This is a genomic window from Streptomyces sp. NPDC048590, assembly GCF_043199535.1.
Classification (GTDB): Bacteria; Actinomycetota; Actinomycetes; order Streptomycetales; family Streptomycetaceae; genus Streptomyces.
Window position 1 is genome coordinate 559,785 of the sequence record NZ_JBICWC010000004.1, and the last position, 18,484, is coordinate 578,268.

Below are 18,484 nucleotides of genomic sequence, written 5' to 3' on the forward strand. Positions count from 1 at the left end.
CAAATGTGACCAATGACGTGAAGGAAATTTTCAACCGGGAGTCGCCGCCCGCCCCCGCGGCTCTCGCTGCCAAGGTGCGGACGCTCTCGCCGTCCATGACCCGGTCCATGCAGCGGGTCGCCGAGGCCGTGGCGGGGGACCCCGCCGGCTGCGCCGCCCTCACCGTCACCGGTCTCGCCGAGCACACCGGCACGAGCGAGGCGACCGTCGTCCGCACGGCCCGTCTCCTCGGCTACCCCGGTTACCGGGACCTGCGCCTCGCGCTCGCCGGGCTCGCGGCCCAGCAGCAGTCCGGCCGGGCCCCCGCGGTGACCGCCGACATCGCGGTCGACGACCCCATCGCGGACGTCGTCGCCAAGCTCGCCTACGACGAGCAGCAGACCCTCGCCGACACCGCCGCCGGTCTCGACACGGTACAGCTCGGCGCGGCGGTGGCCGCCGCCGCGACCGCACGCCGTATCGACGTCTACGGCGTCGGCGCCTCCTCCCTCGTCGGCCAGGACCTGGCGCAGAAGCTGCTGCGCATCGGGCTGATAGCGCACGCCCACATGGACCCGCACCTCGCGGTGACCAACGCGGTGCAGCTCCGCTCCGGCGACGTCGCCATCGCGATCACCCACTCCGGTTCCACGGGTGACGTCATCGAGCCGCTCCGGGTCGCCTTCGACCGCGGTGCGACGACGATCGCGATCACCGGCCGCCCGGACGGACCGGTCACGCAGTACGCCGACCATGTGCTGACGACGTCGACCGCCCGCGAGAGCGAGCTGCGGCCGGCCGCCATGTCGAGCCGCACGAGCCAGCTCCTCGTCGTCGACTGCCTCTTCATCGGCGTCGCCCAGCGGACGTACGAGACGGCCGCCCCCGCGCTGTCCGCGTCGTACGAGGCGCTCGCCCACCGCCACACCCCGCGCAGCCGCTGAGCGCGCGCCCCCAGCACCCGCACCCGCACGAGTACGAGAAAGCAGAGCCGCAGTCCATGACCTCCACGACCGACGCGAACGCCGACGCAGCCACCCCCGGCGGCTACGGCGAACTCCAGGCCCAGCTCGCCACCCTCACCACCGAGGCGTTCCGGCCCGAGCTCGCCGAGATCGACCAGCTGCCGACGGCGGAGATCGCCCGCATCATGAACGGCGAGGACGCCACCGTCCCGGCCGCCGTTGCCGACAAGCTCCCGGAGATCGCCGCCGCGATCGACGCCACCGCCGAGCGCATGGCGCGCGGCGGCCGGCTGATCTACGCGGGCGCGGGCACGGCGGGCCGTCTGGGCGTGCTCGACGCGAGCGAGTGCCCGCCCACCTTCAACACCGACCCGTCCGAGGTCATCGGCCTCATCGCGGGCGGCCCCTCCGCCATGGTCAAGGCCGTGGAAGGCGCCGAGGACAGCAAGGAGCTGGCCGCCGCCGACCTCGACGGCCTGCACCTCACCGCCGACGACACGGTGGTCGGGATCTCCGCCTCCGGCCGCACCCCGTACGCCATCGGTGCCGTCGAGCACGCACGCGCCAAGGGCGCGCTCACCATCGGCCTCTCCTGCAACGCGGACTCCGGGCTCGCCGCGGCCGCCGAGCACGGCCTGGAGATCGTCGTCGGTCCCGAGCTGCTCACCGGTTCCACCCGCCTGAAGGCGGGCACGGCCCAGAAGCTCGTCCTCAACATGCTGTCGACGATCACGATGATCCGGCTCGGCAAGACGTACGGGAACCTCATGGTCGACGTACGCGCTTCGAACGAGAAGCTGCGCGCCCGCTCCCGCCGGATCGTCTCCCTCGCCACCGGCGCCTCCGACGCGGAGATCGAGGTGGCGCTCGCCGCCACCGACGGCGAGGTGAAGAACGCCATCCTCACCATCCTCGGCGGCGTCGACGGCCCCACGGCCGCCGCGCTCCTGGCCGACTCCCAGGGCCACCTCCGCGCCGCCCTCGCGGCCGTCCGTACCACCTGACGCACCACTCCTCGCACAGCAAGGCACCACGCACCATGGCTACTGAAGACAAGAACCGCGCCACTGCCGCCGCGATCCTGCCGCTCGTCGGTGGCGCTGCGAATGTCAGCTCGATCGCCCACTGCATGACCCGGCTCCGGCTGGGCCTGCACGACCGTTCCCTCGTCGACGACGAGGCCCTCAAGGCGGTCCCCGCCGTGATGGGCGTGGTCGAGGACGACACCTACCAGATCGTCCTCGGCCCGGGCACCGTCGCCCGGGTCACCCCCGAGTTCGAACAGCTCGTCGAGGAGGGCAAGGCCTCCGGCGCCCCCGCGCCGGCGGCTCCCGCCTCCGGTCACTCCGCCGAGGAGCTCGCCGACAAGGGCGCCGCCCTGAAGGCACAGCGGAAGGCGAAGAACGCCACGCCGTTCAAGCTCTTCCTGCGCAAGATCGCGAACATCTTCGTCCCGCTGATCCCCGCCCTCATCGGCTGCGGCATCATCGCCGGCCTCAACGGCCTGCTGGTGAACCTCGGCTGGCTGACCTCGGTCACCCCGGCCCTGGCGGCGATGGCGTCGGGCTTCATGGCCCTGATCGCGGTGTTCGTGGGCTTCAACACGGCGAAGGAGTTCGGCGGCACGCCGATCCTCGGCGGTGCGGTCGCGGCGATCATCGTCTTCCCCGGTGTCGCCAACATCGAGGCGTTCGGCCAGAAGCTCTCCCCCGGCCAGGGCGGTGTCCTCGGCGCGCTCGGTGCGGCCGTCCTCGCGGTGTACGTCGAGAAGTGGTGCCGCCGCTGGGTCCCCGAGGCGCTGGACGTGCTGGTCACCCCGACCCTCACGGTCCTGATCTCCGGCCTCGTCACGATCTTCGGCCTGATGTACGTCGCCGGTGAGGTCTCCTCCGCCATCGGTACGTTCGCCGACTGGCTGCTCTCCACGGGCGGCGCGGGCGCGGGCTTCCTGCTCGGCGGGCTGTTCCTGCCGCTGGTGATGCTGGGCCTGCACCAGGCCCTGATCCCGATCCACACCACCCTGATCGAGCAGCAGGGCTACACGGTCCTCCTCCCCATCCTCGCGATGGCCGGAGCCGGCCAGGTCGGTGCCGCGGCGGCCGTCTACCTCCGCCTCCCGCGCAACGAGTCGATCCGCCGCACCATCAAGTCCGCCATGCCGGCCGGTCTGCTCGGTGTCGGCGAGCCCCTGATCTACGGTGTCTCGCTCCCGCTGGGCCGCCCGTTCATCACCGCCTGCGTGGGCGGCGCCTTCGGCGGCGGCTTCGTCGGCCTCTTCAACCAGCTCGGCGACTCCGTCGGCTCCACGGCCATCGGCCCGTCCGGCTGGGCCCTCTTCCCGCTGCTCGACGGCAACCACGGCCTCGGTTCGACCATCGCCATCTACGCGGGCGGTCTGCTGGTCGGCTATGTCGCGGGCTTCGTCGCCACGTACTTCTTCGGCTTCAGCAAGTCCCTGCTGGCGGAGTTCAACGTCTCCCAGGAGCCGGCCGCCTCGACGGTCGCCGCCTCGGGCGGCGGGGCCGCCGCTCCGGGCTCGGGCTCGGGCTCGGGCTCGGGCTCGGGCGACTCCCCGGCCAAGGAACCCGCACAGGTCTGAGGCACGGGCGGAAGCCCGTACGGTCCGCGAAGCCCTCGGCGGCCGGTTCTCCTAACAGGAGACCGTGCCGCCGGGGGCTTCGCCCGTGCCGCCCCCTTACGGGCGACGGGCATCCAGGGGCCGGGGGCCTCCGGGCCCACGCGCGAGCCCGGGCATCAGCGCGCGGACGGGCACCGGCTGTGGTGTCCGCCGTCGAGCGCGGCGATCCGCTCCCGCGACATGGCCACCCTCTCCGGGTCGGCGTCGGGGCCCAGGCGCAAGCAGGACTCGAAGTACCCGCGTGCCTCCTCGGGCCGGTCCGTGGCCAGCAGCGCGTCACCGAGGAACAGCAGGATGCGGCTCTCCACCGCGGCATTCCTCATCTGCCTGGCGAGCGCGAGACTCGTGACGAAGTGCTCCACCGCCTCCTGCCAGCGCCCCAGTCTGCCCAGCGCGCTGCCGGTTCCCTGGTGCGCCCCGAACCTGGTCAGTGCCGCGACATGCGGCTCGATGCCGTCCCCGTAGGCCTCGACGGCGTCCAAGGTGGTACGGAAGGCGGCGATCGCCTCCTCTGCCTGCCCCGCGTCCTCGAAGACCAGCGCAAGGTTGAACGACGCCTGCAACATGCCGTGCACATCACCGGCGCGATCGAAGAGGCCCTGCGCGGCTTCGGCGTGGCTGAAGGCCCCGTCCGTCTCACCCAGCAGCCGGTGAGCCCAGCTGCTGTACTGGTGGGACCATGCCTGCTGCGTCAGGTCACCCGCTCGTACGGCCACCTCCCGGGCCCGGGCCGAGACGGCCAGGCTCTCCCGGGGGCGCGCCTCGCACAACAGCACCGCCCAGGCCAGATAGTTCAGCTGGGCAGCCTGGGCACGCACGTCCCCGAGCGCCTCGGCCGAACGCACCGCCAGGCCGAACACCTCGCCCCAGTGGCCCCAGAAGATCCACTGGTCCGAGAACCAGTGCAGCGCCTCGGCAACCTCCACCACAACCGCGTGACGGCCCTCCTCCGAGGCCGCGCGAAGCGCCACGAGCCAGTTGCCCCCCTCTGCCTGGAGCCATTCCCTGGCGCGTTCCGCATCCGACAGGTCGACGGTCCCGCGCCAGGAGTCCGGCGGTGCGCCGTGGTCGGGGTCGTACCAGCGGCCGGCCACCACGGCCGTGTCCAGCAGCCACCGGTACAGCTCTCCACGCGAACGTTCCACGGCGTCCGCCGGCTCGTCCTCCGACAGCCGGACGCGAGCGTAGAGGTGCAGGAGATCGTGCAGCCGGTAGCGGCTGCCCTCCGCGCCGAGCAGCCCAGCCTCGACCAGTTCCTCCAGGGTGTCCTCGGTGGCGTAATGATCCTGGCCGGTCAGCACGGCCGCGCAGGCGACGCCGGTGTCCGGACCGGGGATCAGTGTCAGCGAGCGAAACATCCGGGCCGCCACGGGCGTCAGCTGCCGGTACGACAGGTCGAACGCCGCCTTCACCCGGACGTCGCCCGCCGACAGCACGTCGAGCCGCCGGTCCTCCTGCGCCAGCCGGTCCGCGAGCCGCCGCACGGTCCACCCCGTCCGGGTGGCCAGCAGGTTCCCCGCGACCCGGAGCGCCAGCGGCAGGTATCCGCAGCGTTCGGCGACCTCGGCCAGAGCGGCCGGCTCAGCCGCGGCGCGCTCGGTTCCGGCGATGGACGCCAGCATCTTCCCCGCGTCCTCCGCGGCGAGTTGCCCGAGCCACAGCCGGTGGACACCCTCCAGCTCGGTGAGCATCCGCCGACTCGTCATCACGGTCAGCACCGAGCCCGCCCCCGGCAGCAGCGGGCGGGCCTGCGCCTCGTCGCGCACGTTGTCCAGGACGAGCAGCAGCCGCCGGTCCGCGAGTACCTGCCGGTACAGCGCCGCGTGCCCGTGCGCTCCGGCCTTGGCCAATTCGCGGTCCGGAGTGCCGAGTGCCTTCAGCACGGTGACGATCAGCTCGGCCGGACCAGGTGGGGAGTCGTCCGTGCCCCGGAGGTCCACGAGGAGCTGGCCGTCCGGGAAATCCTCGGCCAGACGTCTCGCGGCGTGCAGCGCCAAGGTGGTCTTCCCCGCACCGGGAGCACCTGAGACGGACACCACGACCGGCCGGTCCCGGGACTCCTCCGCCAGCTCGGCGAGCAGGGCCGCCTCCCGGTCCCGACCGGTGAAGTCGTCGACCCCGCGTGGGAAGGAGCGCACGCCCGCCGGCCGGTCGGACGCGCTACGGCCGGCGCGCGCGGCGGCCAGCAGCCGTTCCCGCTCCGGTGCCTCCAGCGCCAGCCCGTTCGCGAGCGCGGCGACCGTACGCCTCTGAGGCGCGGCCCTCCGCTCGCGTTCCAGGTCACCGATGCCGCGGACGCTGACACCCGAGGCCGCGGACAGCCCCTCGATCGTCAGCGACCTGGCCACTCTCAGCTCCCGCAGCAACGCCCCGAAAGCCACCTGCCCGCTCACGCGCGCCCTCCCCTGATCCTGATCCCGGTGCCACAGCCGGAACTCCCCCATATCGGAGGAATGATCATAAAAGGCGGGCGCCTCCCGGAGGGGCGGTGTCCACGGGCCGGGCACCGTCGCCCGGGTCCCCAGAGTTCGAGCAGCACGTCGAGGGGGCAAGACCACTGGTGCCCTCGCGCCGGCGGCTCCGGCCGGCCGTGACAGGGCGGCCCTGGGTCAGGTCTCGGGCCCGTCCCCGAGGGCGGCGGCGTCCAGGGAGGCAGACGTGCGAAGGGCGCGCCACTCCACGGGCGAGTGACCGTGAACAGCTCGGAACATCCGGCTGAAGTGCGCCGGACTGACGAATCCCCACCGCTGGGCGATCGAGGAGACGGTCGGAGGTGACACGCTCCGGCGGGCCAGCTCGCGTGCGCACCGTTCCAGCCGACGCCGTCTGATGTAGCGAGCCACCGTGACGCCCTCCGCCTCGAAGAGGCGATGCAGGTAACGCACGGAGATGTGGTGCGCCTGTGCCACCGTGCCCGGCGAGAGTTCCGGATCGGCGAGGTGGTCGTCGATGTGGGCGCGGATCCTGGCCAGCAGCTGGCGGCGGGGATCGTCGGTGGCGGTGTCCGCACGGCCGGTCCCGGACATCCGCTCGCGTTCGGCGACGAGGGCGCAGAAGAGGTTCGCGACACCCTCCGCTGACAGGTCGGCGATCGACGCAGAGCGCGGACCTTCGGCCGTGACCAGCGTGTCCAGGAGGGCTCTCAGGGCGAGACCGAGCCCGGCCGTGGTGGGTACGACCGCTCCGCCCGCCTGCGCACGGGTGTCCCCGGCCGCCAGGACGCGACGTGGCAGACGCACGATGCGCGTCGCGAACGCCGTCGGGTGTTCCAGGGTGTACGGGGCGCTCGCATCCCACAGGAACAGCGTCCCCGGTCCGGCGGTGACCGTCCTGCCGGCCTGGGTGAGGACCGAGGTGCCACGTTCCTGGACGCCGAAGACGGCGAAGGGTTCGGTGTCTTCGGCGATGTGCGCCCGCGTCCGGTGGACACCGCCGGTATCCGCCTCCAGGTCACTCACCCGCACGAACCCCACCTGGGTGGTGCGGGACCGCGCGCTGACGTCCCCCCGTCCGCCCGTGGTGACACCCACCGAACCCAGCACCCCTTCGACGGCGGCGCGCCACCGTCTTCGTCCGTCGTCGCAGGAAACCGTCTCTGTCAGCGAAACCTGGCTCACCTGGCTGCATCTCCACACGGTGCTCTGGGCTGAGGCCTGTGTGCCGCGGTACGCACGGCTGGTCAGGAGCGGATGCCGGGTGACGCCGTCGTCACCCGGTCACGCATGGATCCCCCCATGCCGCACGGCGCTCGTGTGCCGTGCGGCCCTGGCCTGGCGGCATCGGAGCCGCCCTTCCCCACCCAGGGACAGCGAACCAGTCGGCGCCCGGACACTCCAGGCAGAAGACAGGCAGAAAGACGGCATCACCCGGCGGAGTCCAGCTGCGCGAGCCGCTCGCGCGCCGTACGCACCCGCTGCGGATCGGCGTCCTGGCCGAGGCGCACGCAGCGCTCGAAGCAGTCACGCGCCTCGTCGACGCGGCCCGCGGCCCGCAGGGCGTCGCCGAGTTTCACCAACTGGCGGCTCTGCAGCGCCGTGTTTCCCGTCTCCTGGGCGAGGGCGAGCGCCATGCCGAACCGCTCCGCGGACTCGCTCCAGCGGCCCAGGCCATCAAGCGCGGTGCCCATGCTCGCCTGGACTCCGATCATGGTGAAGGCAGCGATGTGCGGCGCGAGCCGACCCAGATTCTCCTCGACCACGCCCAGAGTCTCCCAGCAGGCGTCGAGGGCCTTCTCCGCCTGTCCCGCGCGCTCGAAGAGCAGGACTCGGTGCAGGAGGGCCTGCAGCAGCCCGTGGACCTCATCGGCGCGTGTGAACAGGGCGGTCGCCTCGTCGACGTGGCGGAAGGCCTCCCCGATCTCGTCCAGCAGCCGGTGAGCCCATCCGCTGTACTGGTGGGACCACGCCTGCTGCACCAGGTCACCCGCTCGTACGGCCACCTCCCGGGCCCGGGCCGAGACGGCCAGGCTCTCCCGGGGGCGCGCCTCGCACAACAGCACCGCCCAGGCCAGATAGTTCAGTTGGGTCGCCTCCGCCAGCGGGTCGCCGAGTGCCTCGGCCGAACTGACCGCCCGTCCGAACACCTCGCCCCAGTGGCCCCAGAAGATCCACTGGTCCGAGAACCAGTGCAGCGCCTCCGCGACCTCCACCACGTCGGCGTGACGGCCCTCCACCGACGCGGCGCGGAGGGCGGTGAGCCAGTTGACGCCTTCCGCCTGGAGCCACTCCCTGGCGCGTTCGGCGCTCGACAGGTCAACCGTGCCCTGCCGGCCGTCCGACGGTGCGCCGTAGTCGGGGTCGTACCAGCGGCCGGCCACCACGGCCGTGTCCAGCAGCCACCGGTACAGCTCTCCACGCGAACGTTCCACGGCGTCCGCCGGCTCGTCCTCGCCCAGCCGGGCCCGGGCGTAGAGGTGCAGGAGGTCGTGCAGCCGGTATCCGCTTCCCCTCGCCCCGAGCAGTCCGGCTTCGACCAGGTCCTCCAGGGTGTCCTCGGCGTCGAACGGATCCTGGCCGGTGAGCCGGGCGGCGGACGCGGGGCCGACGTCAGGCCCGGGAACCAGGGTCAGCAGCCGGAACATGCGCGCCGCGTCCGGGGTCAGCTGCCGGTACGACAGGTCGAAGGCGGCTTCCACCCGCACGTCGCCCGCGGACAGCACACCGAGTCGCCGGTCCTCCTCCGCCAGCCGCTGGGCGAGTCGTCGCACGGTCCAGCCGGTCCTGGTGACCAGCAGGTTGCCAGCGATCCGCAGAGCCAGCGGCAGGTATCCGCAGCGTTCGGCGACTTCCGCCAGAGCGGCCGGCTCCGCCGCCGTCCGCCCGGTTCCCACGATGGAGGCCAGCAGGCTTTCGGCGTCCTCCGGGTCGAGCTGGCCCAGCCACAGCCTGTGGACGCCCTCCAGGCCGGTCAGCATCCGCCGGCTCGTCACCACGGTCAGGGTCGCGCCGGCTCCCGGCAGCAGCTGGCGTACCTGGGTCTCGTCCGCGACGTTGTCCAGCACGAGCAGCATCCGCCGGTCCGCTATCACCTGCCGGTAGAGCGCCGCGTGGCCCTGGGGCCCGGCCTTCGACAGCTCCCTGTCCGGTGTTCCCAGAGCCTTCAGCACGGTGATGATCAGTTCGGCCGGGCCGGGCGGGGAGTCGTGCGTGCCCCTGAGGTCCACCATCAGCTGACCGTCCGGGAACTCACCGGCGACCCGCCTCGCGGCGTGCAGCGCCAGGGTCGTCTTCCCCGCGCCGGGTGCACCGGAGACGGCGACCACGGCCGGCCCCGCCCCCACTTCCCGCGCGAGTCCGGTGAGCACGGCCAACTCCCTTTCCCGGCCGGTGAAGTCGTCGACGCCTCGCGGGAAGGAGCTCACTCCGACCGGGCGGTAGGACGTACCACGCCCGGTACGCGCGGCGGCCAGCAGCCGTTCCCGTTCCGGTTCGCCCAGGGCCAGTCCGTTCGCCAGCGCGGCGACCGTGCGTCGCTGCGGCGCGGCCCTGCGGTCGCGTTCGAGGTCCCCGATGCCCCTGACGCTGATTCCCGAGGCCTCGGACAGCCCCTCGATCGTCAGCGACCTGGCGAGCCGCAGCTCCCGGAGCAGCGCACCGAACGCCTCCCGCCCCTCTTCCACCACCTGGTCCACTCCCGGACTCATGGCCCCGCCGTCTCGGCGGAGCCGCCCCAACCCCCCAGGGGAATGATCATAAAAGATGTAAATGACGGTTTCCTGGCCCACGGCGGTCGGCACCACAGGCGTCCGGCCCGGCAGTGCGCTGAGGGGCTAGCCCTCGTGCACGGGGAGAAACACCGGCACCCGGGTCCCCTCGTAGCTTCGGACCGTGCCCGGCCCTGAGAACGCAGCGGGCGCACACACACCGACCGTTCCGAGAGGACAGCCATGTTCGACATCACCAAGGTGCAGGCCGCCCCCAGCGCCGACCTGATCACCCCCGACAACGCGGTCATGCTCTTCGTGGACCACCAGCCGCAGATGTTCTTCGGCACCGGCAGCGGCGACCGTGCCGCGATCATCAACAGCACCGTCGGACTCGCCAAGGCGGCCCGCGCCTTCGACGTGCCGACCGTCCTGACGACGGTCGCCGCCGAGTCCTTCTCCGGCCCCCTCCTCCCACAGCTGGCCGAGGTGTTCCCGAAGGCCGACATCATCGACCGTACGTCGATGAACGCCTGGGAGGACGAGGCCCTCGTCGCGGCGGTCAAGGCGACCGGCCGCCGCAAGATCGTCCTGTCCGGACTGTGGACCGAGGTCTGCCTGGTGCTGCCCGCGCTCTCCGCCCTGGAGCAGGGGTACGAGGTGTACGTCGTCTCCGACGCCTCCGGCGGCGTCAGCCCCGCCGCCCACGAGCACGCCCTGCAGCGGATGATCGCCGCCGGCGCGGTCCCGGTGACCTGGGTGCAGGTCCTCCTGGAGCTCCAGCGCGACTGGGCGCGCCAGGAGACGTACGGCGCCGTGATGGACATCGTCAAGGAGCACGCGGGCGCGTACGGTCTGGGCGTCGTCTACGCGCAGTCCGTCATCGGCGAGCACGCGGCGGGCTGACCCCGTGGACACCGGCATTCTGATCCTGCGTCTGCTGGTGGGCCTGCTCGTCGCCGGGCACGGAGTCCAGAAGGTCAGCTTCCACCTGGGCGGCCGTGGACTCGACGGCGGGACCGAGGAGTTCCGCGCCGACGGCTTCCGGGGCGGCGTCCTCACCGCGCTCGCCGCGGGCGGCGGCCAGATCGGCTCCGGCCTGCTGCTCGCCGCCGGTCTCCTCACCCCGCTCGCCGCGACCGGCACCGTCGGGGTGATGACGGTCGCCGCCACCGTGAAGTGGCGCAACGGGCTCTGGGTGCAGAACGACGGTTACGAGTACCCGCTCGTCCTGATCGGAGCCGCCGTGGCCCTCGCCGCCACCGGACCCGGAGCCTGGTCCGTCGACGCCGTCATCGGCCTCACGCCGTTCCCCCTGTGGTGGACGGCCGTTGTCCTGGCCGCCGGTGCCGGCAGCGGGCTGCTGGCCCGCCTCGTACTCCACCGCGAACCGGCGCCCGTACGGCGCTGAGCGACCGCCCCGAGCCGGCCCGCCCGCCCGGCGCTCTCCCCTGCCCGAGCGGGCGGGCCACCACTTCTCCACCCCGTGCCGACCGGACACCCGTCAGCACCCGAATCGGAGTCATCGATGCAAGCGCCCACGACCGCACCCCACCGTGACGGCGGACAGCCCCTCCTGCACCAGACCGGCGAGGAGACCCAGCCGTTCGGCACGCTCAAGCAGCTCCCGATCGGACTCGGCCACGACACCCGGCTCTACGCCTGTCAGCGGCTGAACCACCTGCTCGCCGACACGCAGATCCTGTACTCCCTCTACAAGAAGCACCACTGGCTGATGCGCGGGGCGACCTTCTACTCGCTCCACCTGATGCTCGACAAGCACGCCGACGAGCAGCTGGCGATCGTGGACGCGCTGGCCGAACGGGTCCAGTCCCTGGGCGGCGTGGCCGTCGGAGACCCCCGCCACGTGGCGGAACTGACCTCGATTCCCCGGCCTCCCGACGGCGTCGAGCAGGTGCCGGTGATGCTGTCGCGTCTCCTCGACGCGCACGAGCGCATCCTGACCGACGCCCGCGACGCCGCCGCCCGCCTCTCCACCGAGGGCGACGAGGGCAGCAACGACCTGCTGATCTCCCAGGTGGTCCGCACCGGCGAGGCCCAGGTGTGGTTCCTGGCCGAACACCTGGTGGACACCCCCCTGGTGCGCGCCTGAAAGGCGCCCCCCTCACCCCGACTCACCAACCCGAACAAGGAAGACACCATGCCCTACATCAAGGTCGCCGAAGGCAACTCGGCCCCCGTCGAGCTCTACTACGAGGACCACGGCACCGGCCGCCCGGTCGTACTGATCCACGGCTGGCCGCTGAACGGCGCCTCCTGGGAGCGGCAGACCGCGGCCCTGCTCGCCTCGGGCCACCGGGTCATCACCTACGACCGCCGCGGCTTCGGCCGCTCCGACCAGCCCGCCGACGGCTACGACTACGACACTTTCGCCTCCGACCTGAACGAGGTGCTCACCGCCCTCGACCTGGACGACGTCACCCTGGTCGGCTTCTCCATGGGTACGGGCGAGGTCACCCGCTACCTCGGCACGTACGGCTCCGCACGCGTCGCCAGGGCCGCCATGATCGGCGTCGTTCCCCCCTTCCTGCTGAAGACGGACGACAACCCGACCGGTGTCGACGCCGGCGTGTTCAAGGGCATCGAGGAGGCGATCGTCGCCGACAGGTTCGCCTTCATGACGGACTTCCTCGCCGACTTCTACAACGTGGACGTCCTGGGCGGCGACCGCATCAGCGAGCAGGCGGTCCAGGCCAGTTGGAACGTCGCAGCCGGTGCCTCAGCGAAGGCGACGCTCGACTGCGTACAGGCCTGGCTCACCGACTTCCGCGCGGACCTGCCCGCCTTCGACATCCCGACGCTGATCATCCACGGCGACGCCGACCGCACCCTGCCGATCGGCGCCACCGCGATCCCGCTCTCCAAGAGCATCACCGGCGCCGAGCTGAAGGTGATCCCCGGGGGTCCGCACGGCCTTCTGTGGACCCATGCCGACGAGGTCAACGCGGCCCTGCTCGCCTTCCTCGCCTGACCCACCGATCCACCCGCCACCAAGGAGATCCACATGCCCGACCAGCCCGTACTGGACGCCGCCGCCCAGGCGTTCGCCGAAGCCACCTCCCAGCCTCCGTTCCTCTACCAGATCCCCGTGCCCGACGGCCGCAAGGCCGTCGACGACGTCCAGAGCGGCGAAGGCGTCCCGCTGCCCGCCGTGGAGGAGGAGTGGATCACCGTCCAGGGCGGCCCCACGGGCACCGTCCGGACCAGGATCGTCCGCCCCGCCGGCATCACCGGCCCCCTCCCCGTGGTCCTCTACATCCACGGCGCGGGCTGGGTCTTCGGCAACGCCCACACCCACGACCGGCTGGTACGCGAACTCGCCGTCGGGACGGGTGCGGCCGTCGTCTTCCCGGAGTACGACCTCTCCCCCGAGGCCCGCTACCCGGTCGCCATCGAGCAGAACTACACGGTCGCCCGCTGGATCACCACCGAAGGCCACCAGAAGAACCTCGACGGGCAGCGCCTGGCCGTCGCGGGCGACTCGGTCGGCGGCAACATGAGCGCCGCCCTCACCCTCATGGCCAAGGAGCGCGGCGATGTGCGCATCGCCCACCAGGTGCTCTTCTACCCCGTCACCGACGCCTCCTTCGGCACCGAGTCCTACGAGCAGTTCGCCGAGGGGTACTTCCTGCGCCGCGACGCCATGCGCTGGTTCTGGGACCAGTACACGACCGACGAGACCGAGCGGGCGCAGCCCACCGCCTCCCCGCTGCGCGCCTCCCTCGACCAGCTGACCGGCCTCCCGCCGGCCCTGGTGATCACCGCCGAGGCCGATGTCCTGCGCGACGAGGGCGAGGCGTACGCGGCGCGGCTGCGCGCGGCCGGCGTACCGGTGACGGCCCTGCGCGTGCAGGGGGTCATCCACGACTTCGTGATGCTGAACGCGCTCCGCGGGACCCCCGGGGCCGAGCTCGCGATCGGTCTCGCGACGCGGACCCTGCGCGGAGCCCTCGCATGACCGGCCCCGCGAGCATGCCCGTGGCGGGGGTCGCCCCCGCCCCGGTCCCGGACGGCCGGCCTGCGGACCTGCTGATCCGCAACGCCAAGGTGTTCACCGGCGATCCCGCCCGCCCCGCCGCCCAGGCCGTCGCCATCCGCGACGGCCGGGTGGCCGCCCTCGGCGACGACCACTCCCTCTCGGCCCTGATCGGCCCCGGGACCGAGGTCGTCGACGCGCTCGGCCGCCGGGTGATACCCGGGCTCAACGACTCACACCTGCACGTCATCCGAGGCGGTCTGAACTACGTCCTCGAACTCCGCTGGGACGGTGTCCGCAGCCTCCGCCAGGCCCTGGCCATGCTGCGCGAGCAGGCGGGCCGTACGCCCAAGGGCCAGTGGATCCGTGTCGTCGGAGGCTGGACGGCCGAGCAGTTCGCCGAGCGCCGGATGCCGACGGTGGCGGAGCTGAACGCCGCCGCGCCCGACACTCCTGTCTTCGTCCTGCACCTCTACCAGTCCGCGCTGATGAACCGCGCCGCCGTGCAGGCGGCAGGCTTCACCCGTGAGACACCCGACCCGCGCGGCGGGCAGATCGTACGCGGCCGGGACGGAGAGCCCACCGGGGTCCTCCTCGCGGCCCCGAGCGCCCTCATCCTGTACTCCACCCTGGCCAAGGCACCCGCCCTGGACGAGGCGGACAAGCGGACGTCCACCCGGCACTTCCTGCGTGAACTCAACCGCTTCGGGCTGACCTCGGCAGTCGACGCCGCCGGCGGATTCCAGAACTTCCCCGACAACTACGCCACCGTCATCGACCTGGCGAAGTCCGGGGAGCTGTCGCTGCGGATCGCCTACCACCTCTTCCCGCAGACCGCCGGGCAGGAACTCGCCGACCTCAGGCGCTGGACCGAGACGGTCAAGCCCGGGGACGGCGACGAGTGGCTACGCCTCAACGGCGCCGGGGAGAACCTGACCTGGGCCGCCGCCGACTTCGAGAACTTCTCCGAGCCCCGCCCCGAGCTATCCGAAGGCTACGAGGCCGAGTTCGAGCAGGCGGTCCGGCTGCTCATGGAGAACGGCTGGGGCTTCCGCCTCCACGCGACCTACGACGAGACGATCCGCCGCGACCTGGACGTCTTCGAGAAGCTGGCCACCGAAGGGCTGTTCCCCGGCGGCAACTGCTGGCTCTTCGACCACGCCGAGACCGTCTCGGCGCACAGCCTGGACCGGATCGCCGCGCTCGGCGGCGCGCTGTCCGTCCAGAACCGGATGTCCTTCCAGGGCACCGCCTTCCTCGACCGTTACGGCGCGGAGGCCGCCGCGCACTCCCCTCCGGTGCGGGCGATGCTGGACCGCGGCCTGACGGTCGGCGCGGGGACGGACGCCACGCGCGTCTCCTCGTACAACCCGTGGGTCGCACTCCACTGGCTGGTGACGGGCCGCACCGTCGGCGGCACGTCGCTGTACCCGGCGGAGAACCTGATCGACCGGGAGACCGCCCTCGGTCTCTACACCCGGGGAGGCGCCCAACTGACCGGCGAGCAGGACGTCAAGGGCATCCTCCGGGAGGGCTATTACGGCGACCTGGCGATCCTGTCCGACGACTACCTGACCGTGCCCGAGGCCGTCATCCCCGACATCGAGTCCGTGCTCACCGTCGTCGGCGGCCGGATCGTCCACGCCGCCGCCGAGTACGCCGGACTCGACGAGCCCGTCCCGCCGGTCAGCCCGCTGTGGAGCCCGGTGGCCCACTTCGGTGGCTACCGCTCCGCCGGAGCGGCCCAGGCCGATCTGATGGCCGACGCGGTCGCCGAGTCCGACGAACACCGGCTGTGGCGCGTCGCGCGCGGCCTCACCCCCGACACCCCACCGCCGTTCCTCGACCCCTGCTTCCTCCACTGACCAAGGGAAAGCCTCGTATGACCACCTCGGCCGGCACAGAGCCGGACCACTCCACGGGCACCCTCCCGGGCCGCCGCTTCGAAGCGGACCTCCGGTCCATGACCCGTATCAACCTGCGCCCCATCGCCTCACCGATGCCGCTGGGCTTCTTCACCGTGGCGATCGCCTCCGTGATGACGGCCTGCCTGCAACTCGACGTCTTCGAGGCTGCGGACCGCCAAGCCGTCGCCCTGTGCGTGCTGCCCGCCTTCTTCCTCCAGCTCCTGGTCAGCTACCTGGCCTTCGGTGCCCGGGACGTGATCGCGGCGACCCTCATGGGGACCTTCGCGAGCAGCTGGCTGGCCTACGCCCTCGTCCTCGGCACCGGGTCCGCCGGGGGGACCCGCGTACTCGCCGTCTTCAACCTGACCCTCCTGTGCTTCGGGGCGCTGATGGCCGCCGTCACCCGGCCGAAGCGCGCTCTGTGGTTCGTGATCGTGGCCTCCCTGCCTCGCTGGGCGGCCACCGGGCTGTCCGGGCTGACCGAAGCCGACTGGCTTCGGTACACCTCCGGGGGTCTCGGCATCCTGGTGGCGCTGGTGGCCGCCTACGCGGCGTTCGCCCTGCTGCTGGAGGACGTACGCAGCGAGGAAGTGCTCCCCATCGGCCGCAGCGGCCCCGCCCACACCGCAGTCGAGGGCGACCTCTCCGTACAACTGCGCAACCTGGAACGGCAGGCGGGGGTGCGTCGCACGCTGTGAGGCACCCCGGGGGTGTCGTCACTGCCCTGCGACGGCCGTGACGACACCCCCCTGGTGTCACGGGTCAGCCCGTAGGGTCGGGCCCATGTCAGCAGACCTCGTCCAGGACTCCTGGACTCGCATCGACACGTGGCTGAGTGAGCACGCGCCCCGCACCCTCGCCACGCTTCTGCCGCCTGCGGAAATTGAGGAAATCGCGGCAGCCCAGGAGGAACTCGGTGTCACCTTCCCTCCGGACCTGGTCTCCTCACTCCTCCGGCACAACGGGGCACTGGAGGGACCCGCGGCGTTCCGTTTCAGCACCGGCGACCGGCTTCTCGGACTGGGTGGATTGCTCGGGGACACCGGTTTCATGCGCGCCGTCGACCAAGGCCCGGACGGGGAGGACGAGGACTACTGGCTCCACGAATACGTGAAGTTCGGGTCCTACGACTCGACGTCGGACGGCCTGCTGGTGGACTGCCGTACCGGACGCGTGTCGTTCGGTGCGGTCGGACGGTTCTTCGACGAGACCGGCACCCGTTTCGGGAACGCCGACTCGCTGGGCGGGTATCTGGCCGAGCTGGCCGACACGCTCGGACGCGGCCAGGAAGCCGGTGTCGTCACGTTCAACGGCCGACTGCTCTGGGAGACGCCTCGGCCTGCCAGGCCGAAGCTCGGTGCCGACGGACCGCTCCCCGCACCGGACGAGCAACTGCCCGAGCTGGAACTGTCCTTCAGCCCCACGGACGTCCTCCACGTGAGCCACCTGGACGGACACGAGGAACTGGGGGCGCTGATAGCCGTCCTGCCGTACGAGCGGGTGGCCGAGGCCGCACGGAAGCAGTTGCGCAGACTGGCGGTCGAAACGGGCCTGAACGACTACCCGGAAGTCAGGGCCGCCCTGGACGCACAGGAGCAGGGGCTGCCCGCACCACGGCCGGATCAGGCCGACCCGTTCGTTCTGCGGCTCCGGTCGGTACTCGCGCAGGCCGACACCGGTCGCGTGGCCACTCACAGGTGGGCAGCGGAGAGGATGGCTCTCGGGATCTGGGGGTCCCCCTACAGGTCGGTGTGCGAGAGCGCGGAGCTCCGAAGCCACTTCACTCCCGACTGGCGTGCGGATCTGCACGAGGACCTGGGCAGCCCACCTCTGCCGCCGATACCTGACGACCGCTTCTGGGGCACCCTGAGGAACCCGGCCATCGACTCCAGCTGGTACGCGGCCCAGTACGCCCCGGACCAGGACTGACCCCGGGGACCTGGCTGCCGCCGGTAGGTCGTACCGGACTCCGCGACCAGGGCCCGGGCACCCAGAACACACGCGGTGGGCACCTCCGAGAAGAAGGTGTGTGTAATCGGAAAATCGCAGGGCACCAGATGCCTCGGAGGTTGATAACTATGGTTCCCCTGCTTCTCGTTCTTCTGCTCGCCCTGATCCTTTTCGGTGCCGGTTTCGCACTCAAGGCACTCTGGTGGATCGCAGTGATCGTGCTCGTCGTATGGCTCATCGGATTCTTCGTCCGGCCGGCGGCAAGTGGCGGCAAGCGTGGCCGTTGGTACCGCTGGTAAACAGCCACGACCAGCACATACGCGGGTGGGGCGGGACCTTCGGGCCCCGCCCCACCCGCGTTTTCCGTGACTACGCCGAATCCCCGCGCATGGACCGGAATTACGCGGGCAGGCGAATATCGAGCGGCACTCACCACCCATTACCAACGGTCAGGTGAGAACAGCCGCACCGATCGAACCCGTCGAGGAAGGAGCCAATTCATGAGTGACAACCTGTGGGGCTACCAGCCTTCCAGCGGTCACACCGCGGGCGCCGATCTGACCGGATACTCGGTCGAGGCGACGGACGGAACCATCGGAAAGGTCGACAAGCACTCCGACGAAGTGGGCTCCGCCTATCTCGTCGTCGACACCGGAGTGTGGATCTTCGGCAAGGACGTCCTGCTGCCGGCCGGCACCGTCAAGGCGATCGACCTGGAGAGCCACACGGTGCACGTCGATCTGACGAAGGCCCAGATCAAGGACTCCCCGGAGTTCGACAAGCACAAGCATGCGGGCAACCCGGGCTACCACGCCCAGGTCGGCGGCTACTACGACAGCTACCGCATCATGTGACCCTCAGGGAACGATGCGCAGAGGCCGGGCCGGCTCCCCTGGAGCCGGCCTC

General features: G+C 71.5%; 16 protein-coding genes. 13 read left to right on the forward strand and 3 right to left on the reverse strand.

Translation table 11 applies throughout. The features are described from left to right. Positions 1 to 5: 5 nt before the first annotated feature. The 3 genes from ACGFNN_RS14830 to ACGFNN_RS14840 are packed head-to-tail and all read left to right on the forward strand — an operon-like array spanning position 6 to position 3,543. A complete protein-coding gene (locus ACGFNN_RS14830; protein ID WP_362541443.1) occupies positions 6 to 923 on the forward strand; it encodes a MurR/RpiR family transcriptional regulator in 918 nt (305 codons plus the stop codon). A gap of 56 nt (positions 924 to 979) precedes the next feature. Beyond that, entirely contained in the window at positions 980 to 1,948 is a 969-nt protein-coding gene (murQ, locus tag ACGFNN_RS14835) for an N-acetylmuramic acid 6-phosphate etherase (RefSeq protein WP_393555867.1), read from the forward strand. Positions 1,949 to 1,983: 35 nt separating this feature from the next. Then, entirely contained in the window at positions 1,984 to 3,543 is a 1,560-nt protein-coding gene (locus ACGFNN_RS14840) for a PTS transporter subunit EIIC (RefSeq protein WP_393555869.1), read from the forward strand. A gap of 155 nt (positions 3,544 to 3,698) precedes the next feature. On the opposite strand, the gene ACGFNN_RS14845 is transcribed toward ACGFNN_RS14840, so the two are convergent. The 3 genes from ACGFNN_RS14845 to ACGFNN_RS14855 all read right to left on the reverse strand — a co-directional run bounded on the left by ACGFNN_RS14845 (position 3,699) and on the right by ACGFNN_RS14855 (position 9,724). After that, on the reverse strand, positions 3,699 to 5,975 hold the full coding sequence (locus ACGFNN_RS14845) for an ATP-binding protein (protein WP_393555870.1): 2,277 nt from the start codon (positions 5,973 to 5,975) through the stop codon (positions 3,699 to 3,701). Positions 5,976 to 6,191: 216 nt separating this feature from the next. Next, the gene (locus ACGFNN_RS14850) at positions 6,192 to 7,199 is read right to left on the reverse strand and encodes a helix-turn-helix domain-containing protein (RefSeq protein ID WP_393555872.1); all 1,008 of its coding nucleotides are present in this window, start codon (positions 7,197 to 7,199) and stop codon (positions 6,192 to 6,194) included. A gap of 245 nt (positions 7,200 to 7,444) precedes the next feature. After that, on the reverse strand, positions 7,445 to 9,724 hold the full coding sequence (locus tag ACGFNN_RS14855) for an ATP-binding protein (protein ID WP_393555874.1): 2,280 nt from the start codon (positions 9,722 to 9,724) through the stop codon (positions 7,445 to 7,447). A 243-nt stretch (positions 9,725 to 9,967) separates the two neighbouring features. On the opposite strand from ACGFNN_RS14855, the gene ACGFNN_RS14860 reads away from it, so the two are divergent. From ACGFNN_RS14860 to ACGFNN_RS14905, 10 genes are all read left to right on the forward strand, one after another. Next, positions 9,968 to 10,630 carry a hydrolase gene (locus ACGFNN_RS14860; protein ID WP_362541459.1) on the forward strand — a complete coding sequence of 221 codons (663 nt, stop codon included), beginning with the start codon at positions 9,968 to 9,970 and terminating at the stop codon, positions 10,628 to 10,630. A gap of 4 nt (positions 10,631 to 10,634) precedes the next feature. After that, positions 10,635 to 11,135, forward strand: a complete 501-nt coding sequence (locus ACGFNN_RS14865) for a DoxX family protein (protein WP_393555876.1) — start codon at positions 10,635 to 10,637, stop codon at positions 11,133 to 11,135. Positions 11,136 to 11,252: 117 nt separating this feature from the next. Further along, positions 11,253 to 11,837, forward strand: coding sequence for a Dps family protein (locus ACGFNN_RS14870; protein ID WP_393555878.1), 585 nt, complete (start codon positions 11,253 to 11,255; stop codon positions 11,835 to 11,837). A gap of 48 nt (positions 11,838 to 11,885) precedes the next feature. Next, complete coding sequence (locus ACGFNN_RS14875) at positions 11,886 to 12,716, forward strand: alpha/beta fold hydrolase (protein WP_393555880.1); 831 nt, start codon at positions 11,886 to 11,888, stop codon at positions 12,714 to 12,716. A 33-nt stretch (positions 12,717 to 12,749) separates the two neighbouring features. Beyond that, on the forward strand, positions 12,750 to 13,703 hold the full coding sequence (locus tag ACGFNN_RS14880) for an alpha/beta hydrolase (protein WP_393555882.1): 954 nt from the start codon (positions 12,750 to 12,752) through the stop codon (positions 13,701 to 13,703). Continuing rightward, on the forward strand, positions 13,700 to 15,586 hold the full coding sequence (locus ACGFNN_RS14885) for an amidohydrolase (protein WP_393555884.1): 1,887 nt from the start codon (positions 13,700 to 13,702) through the stop codon (positions 15,584 to 15,586). The genes ACGFNN_RS14880 and ACGFNN_RS14885 overlap by 4 nt, the downstream gene beginning before the upstream one ends. Before the next feature lie 17 nt (positions 15,587 to 15,603). Beyond that, positions 15,604 to 16,326 (forward strand): hypothetical protein, encoded by a 723-nt coding sequence (locus ACGFNN_RS14890; RefSeq protein ID WP_393555886.1) that lies wholly within the window; start codon positions 15,604 to 15,606, stop codon positions 16,324 to 16,326. Positions 16,327 to 16,411: 85 nt separating this feature from the next. Continuing rightward, positions 16,412 to 17,557: an SMI1/KNR4 family protein gene (locus ACGFNN_RS14895; RefSeq protein ID WP_393555888.1), complete on the forward strand. Its 1,146-nt coding sequence runs from the start codon at positions 16,412 to 16,414 to the stop codon at positions 17,555 to 17,557. Positions 17,558 to 17,706: 149 nt separating this feature from the next. After that, a complete protein-coding gene (locus ACGFNN_RS14900; protein WP_104787922.1) occupies positions 17,707 to 17,877 on the forward strand; it encodes a hydrophobic protein in 171 nt (56 codons plus the stop codon). A gap of 201 nt (positions 17,878 to 18,078) precedes the next feature. Further along, positions 18,079 to 18,432, forward strand: coding sequence for a PRC-barrel domain containing protein (locus ACGFNN_RS14905; protein ID WP_393555890.1), 354 nt, complete (start codon positions 18,079 to 18,081; stop codon positions 18,430 to 18,432). The last annotated feature ends 52 nt before the right edge of the window (positions 18,433 to 18,484 follow it).

Coding starts and splice junctions, on each gene's coding strand:
- ACGFNN_RS14840 (WP_393555869.1), top strand. CDS start 1,984: ATGGCTACTGAAGACAAGAACCGCGCCACTGCCGCCGCGATCCTGCCG.
- ACGFNN_RS14900 (WP_104787922.1), top strand. CDS start 17,707: ATGGTTCCCCTGCTTCTCGTTCTTCTGCTCGCCCTGATCCTTTTCGGT.
- ACGFNN_RS14905 (WP_393555890.1), top strand. CDS start 18,079: ATGAGTGACAACCTGTGGGGCTACCAGCCTTCCAGCGGTCACACCGCG.
- ACGFNN_RS14875 (WP_393555880.1), top strand. CDS start 11,886: ATGCCCTACATCAAGGTCGCCGAAGGCAACTCGGCCCCCGTCGAGCTC.
- ACGFNN_RS14880 (WP_393555882.1), top strand. CDS start 12,750: ATGCCCGACCAGCCCGTACTGGACGCCGCCGCCCAGGCGTTCGCCGAA.
- ACGFNN_RS14870 (WP_393555878.1), top strand. CDS start 11,253: ATGCAAGCGCCCACGACCGCACCCCACCGTGACGGCGGACAGCCCCTC.
- ACGFNN_RS14855 (WP_393555874.1), bottom strand. CDS start 9,724: ATGAGTCCGGGAGTGGACCAGGTGGTGGAAGAGGGGCGGGAGGCGTTC.
- murQ (WP_393555867.1), top strand. CDS start 980: ATGACCTCCACGACCGACGCGAACGCCGACGCAGCCACCCCCGGCGGC.
- ACGFNN_RS14895 (WP_393555888.1), top strand. CDS start 16,412: ATGTCAGCAGACCTCGTCCAGGACTCCTGGACTCGCATCGACACGTGG.
- ACGFNN_RS14890 (WP_393555886.1), top strand. CDS start 15,604: ATGACCACCTCGGCCGGCACAGAGCCGGACCACTCCACGGGCACCCTC.
- ACGFNN_RS14885 (WP_393555884.1), top strand. CDS start 13,700: ATGACCGGCCCCGCGAGCATGCCCGTGGCGGGGGTCGCCCCCGCCCCG.
- ACGFNN_RS14860 (WP_362541459.1), top strand. CDS start 9,968: ATGTTCGACATCACCAAGGTGCAGGCCGCCCCCAGCGCCGACCTGATC.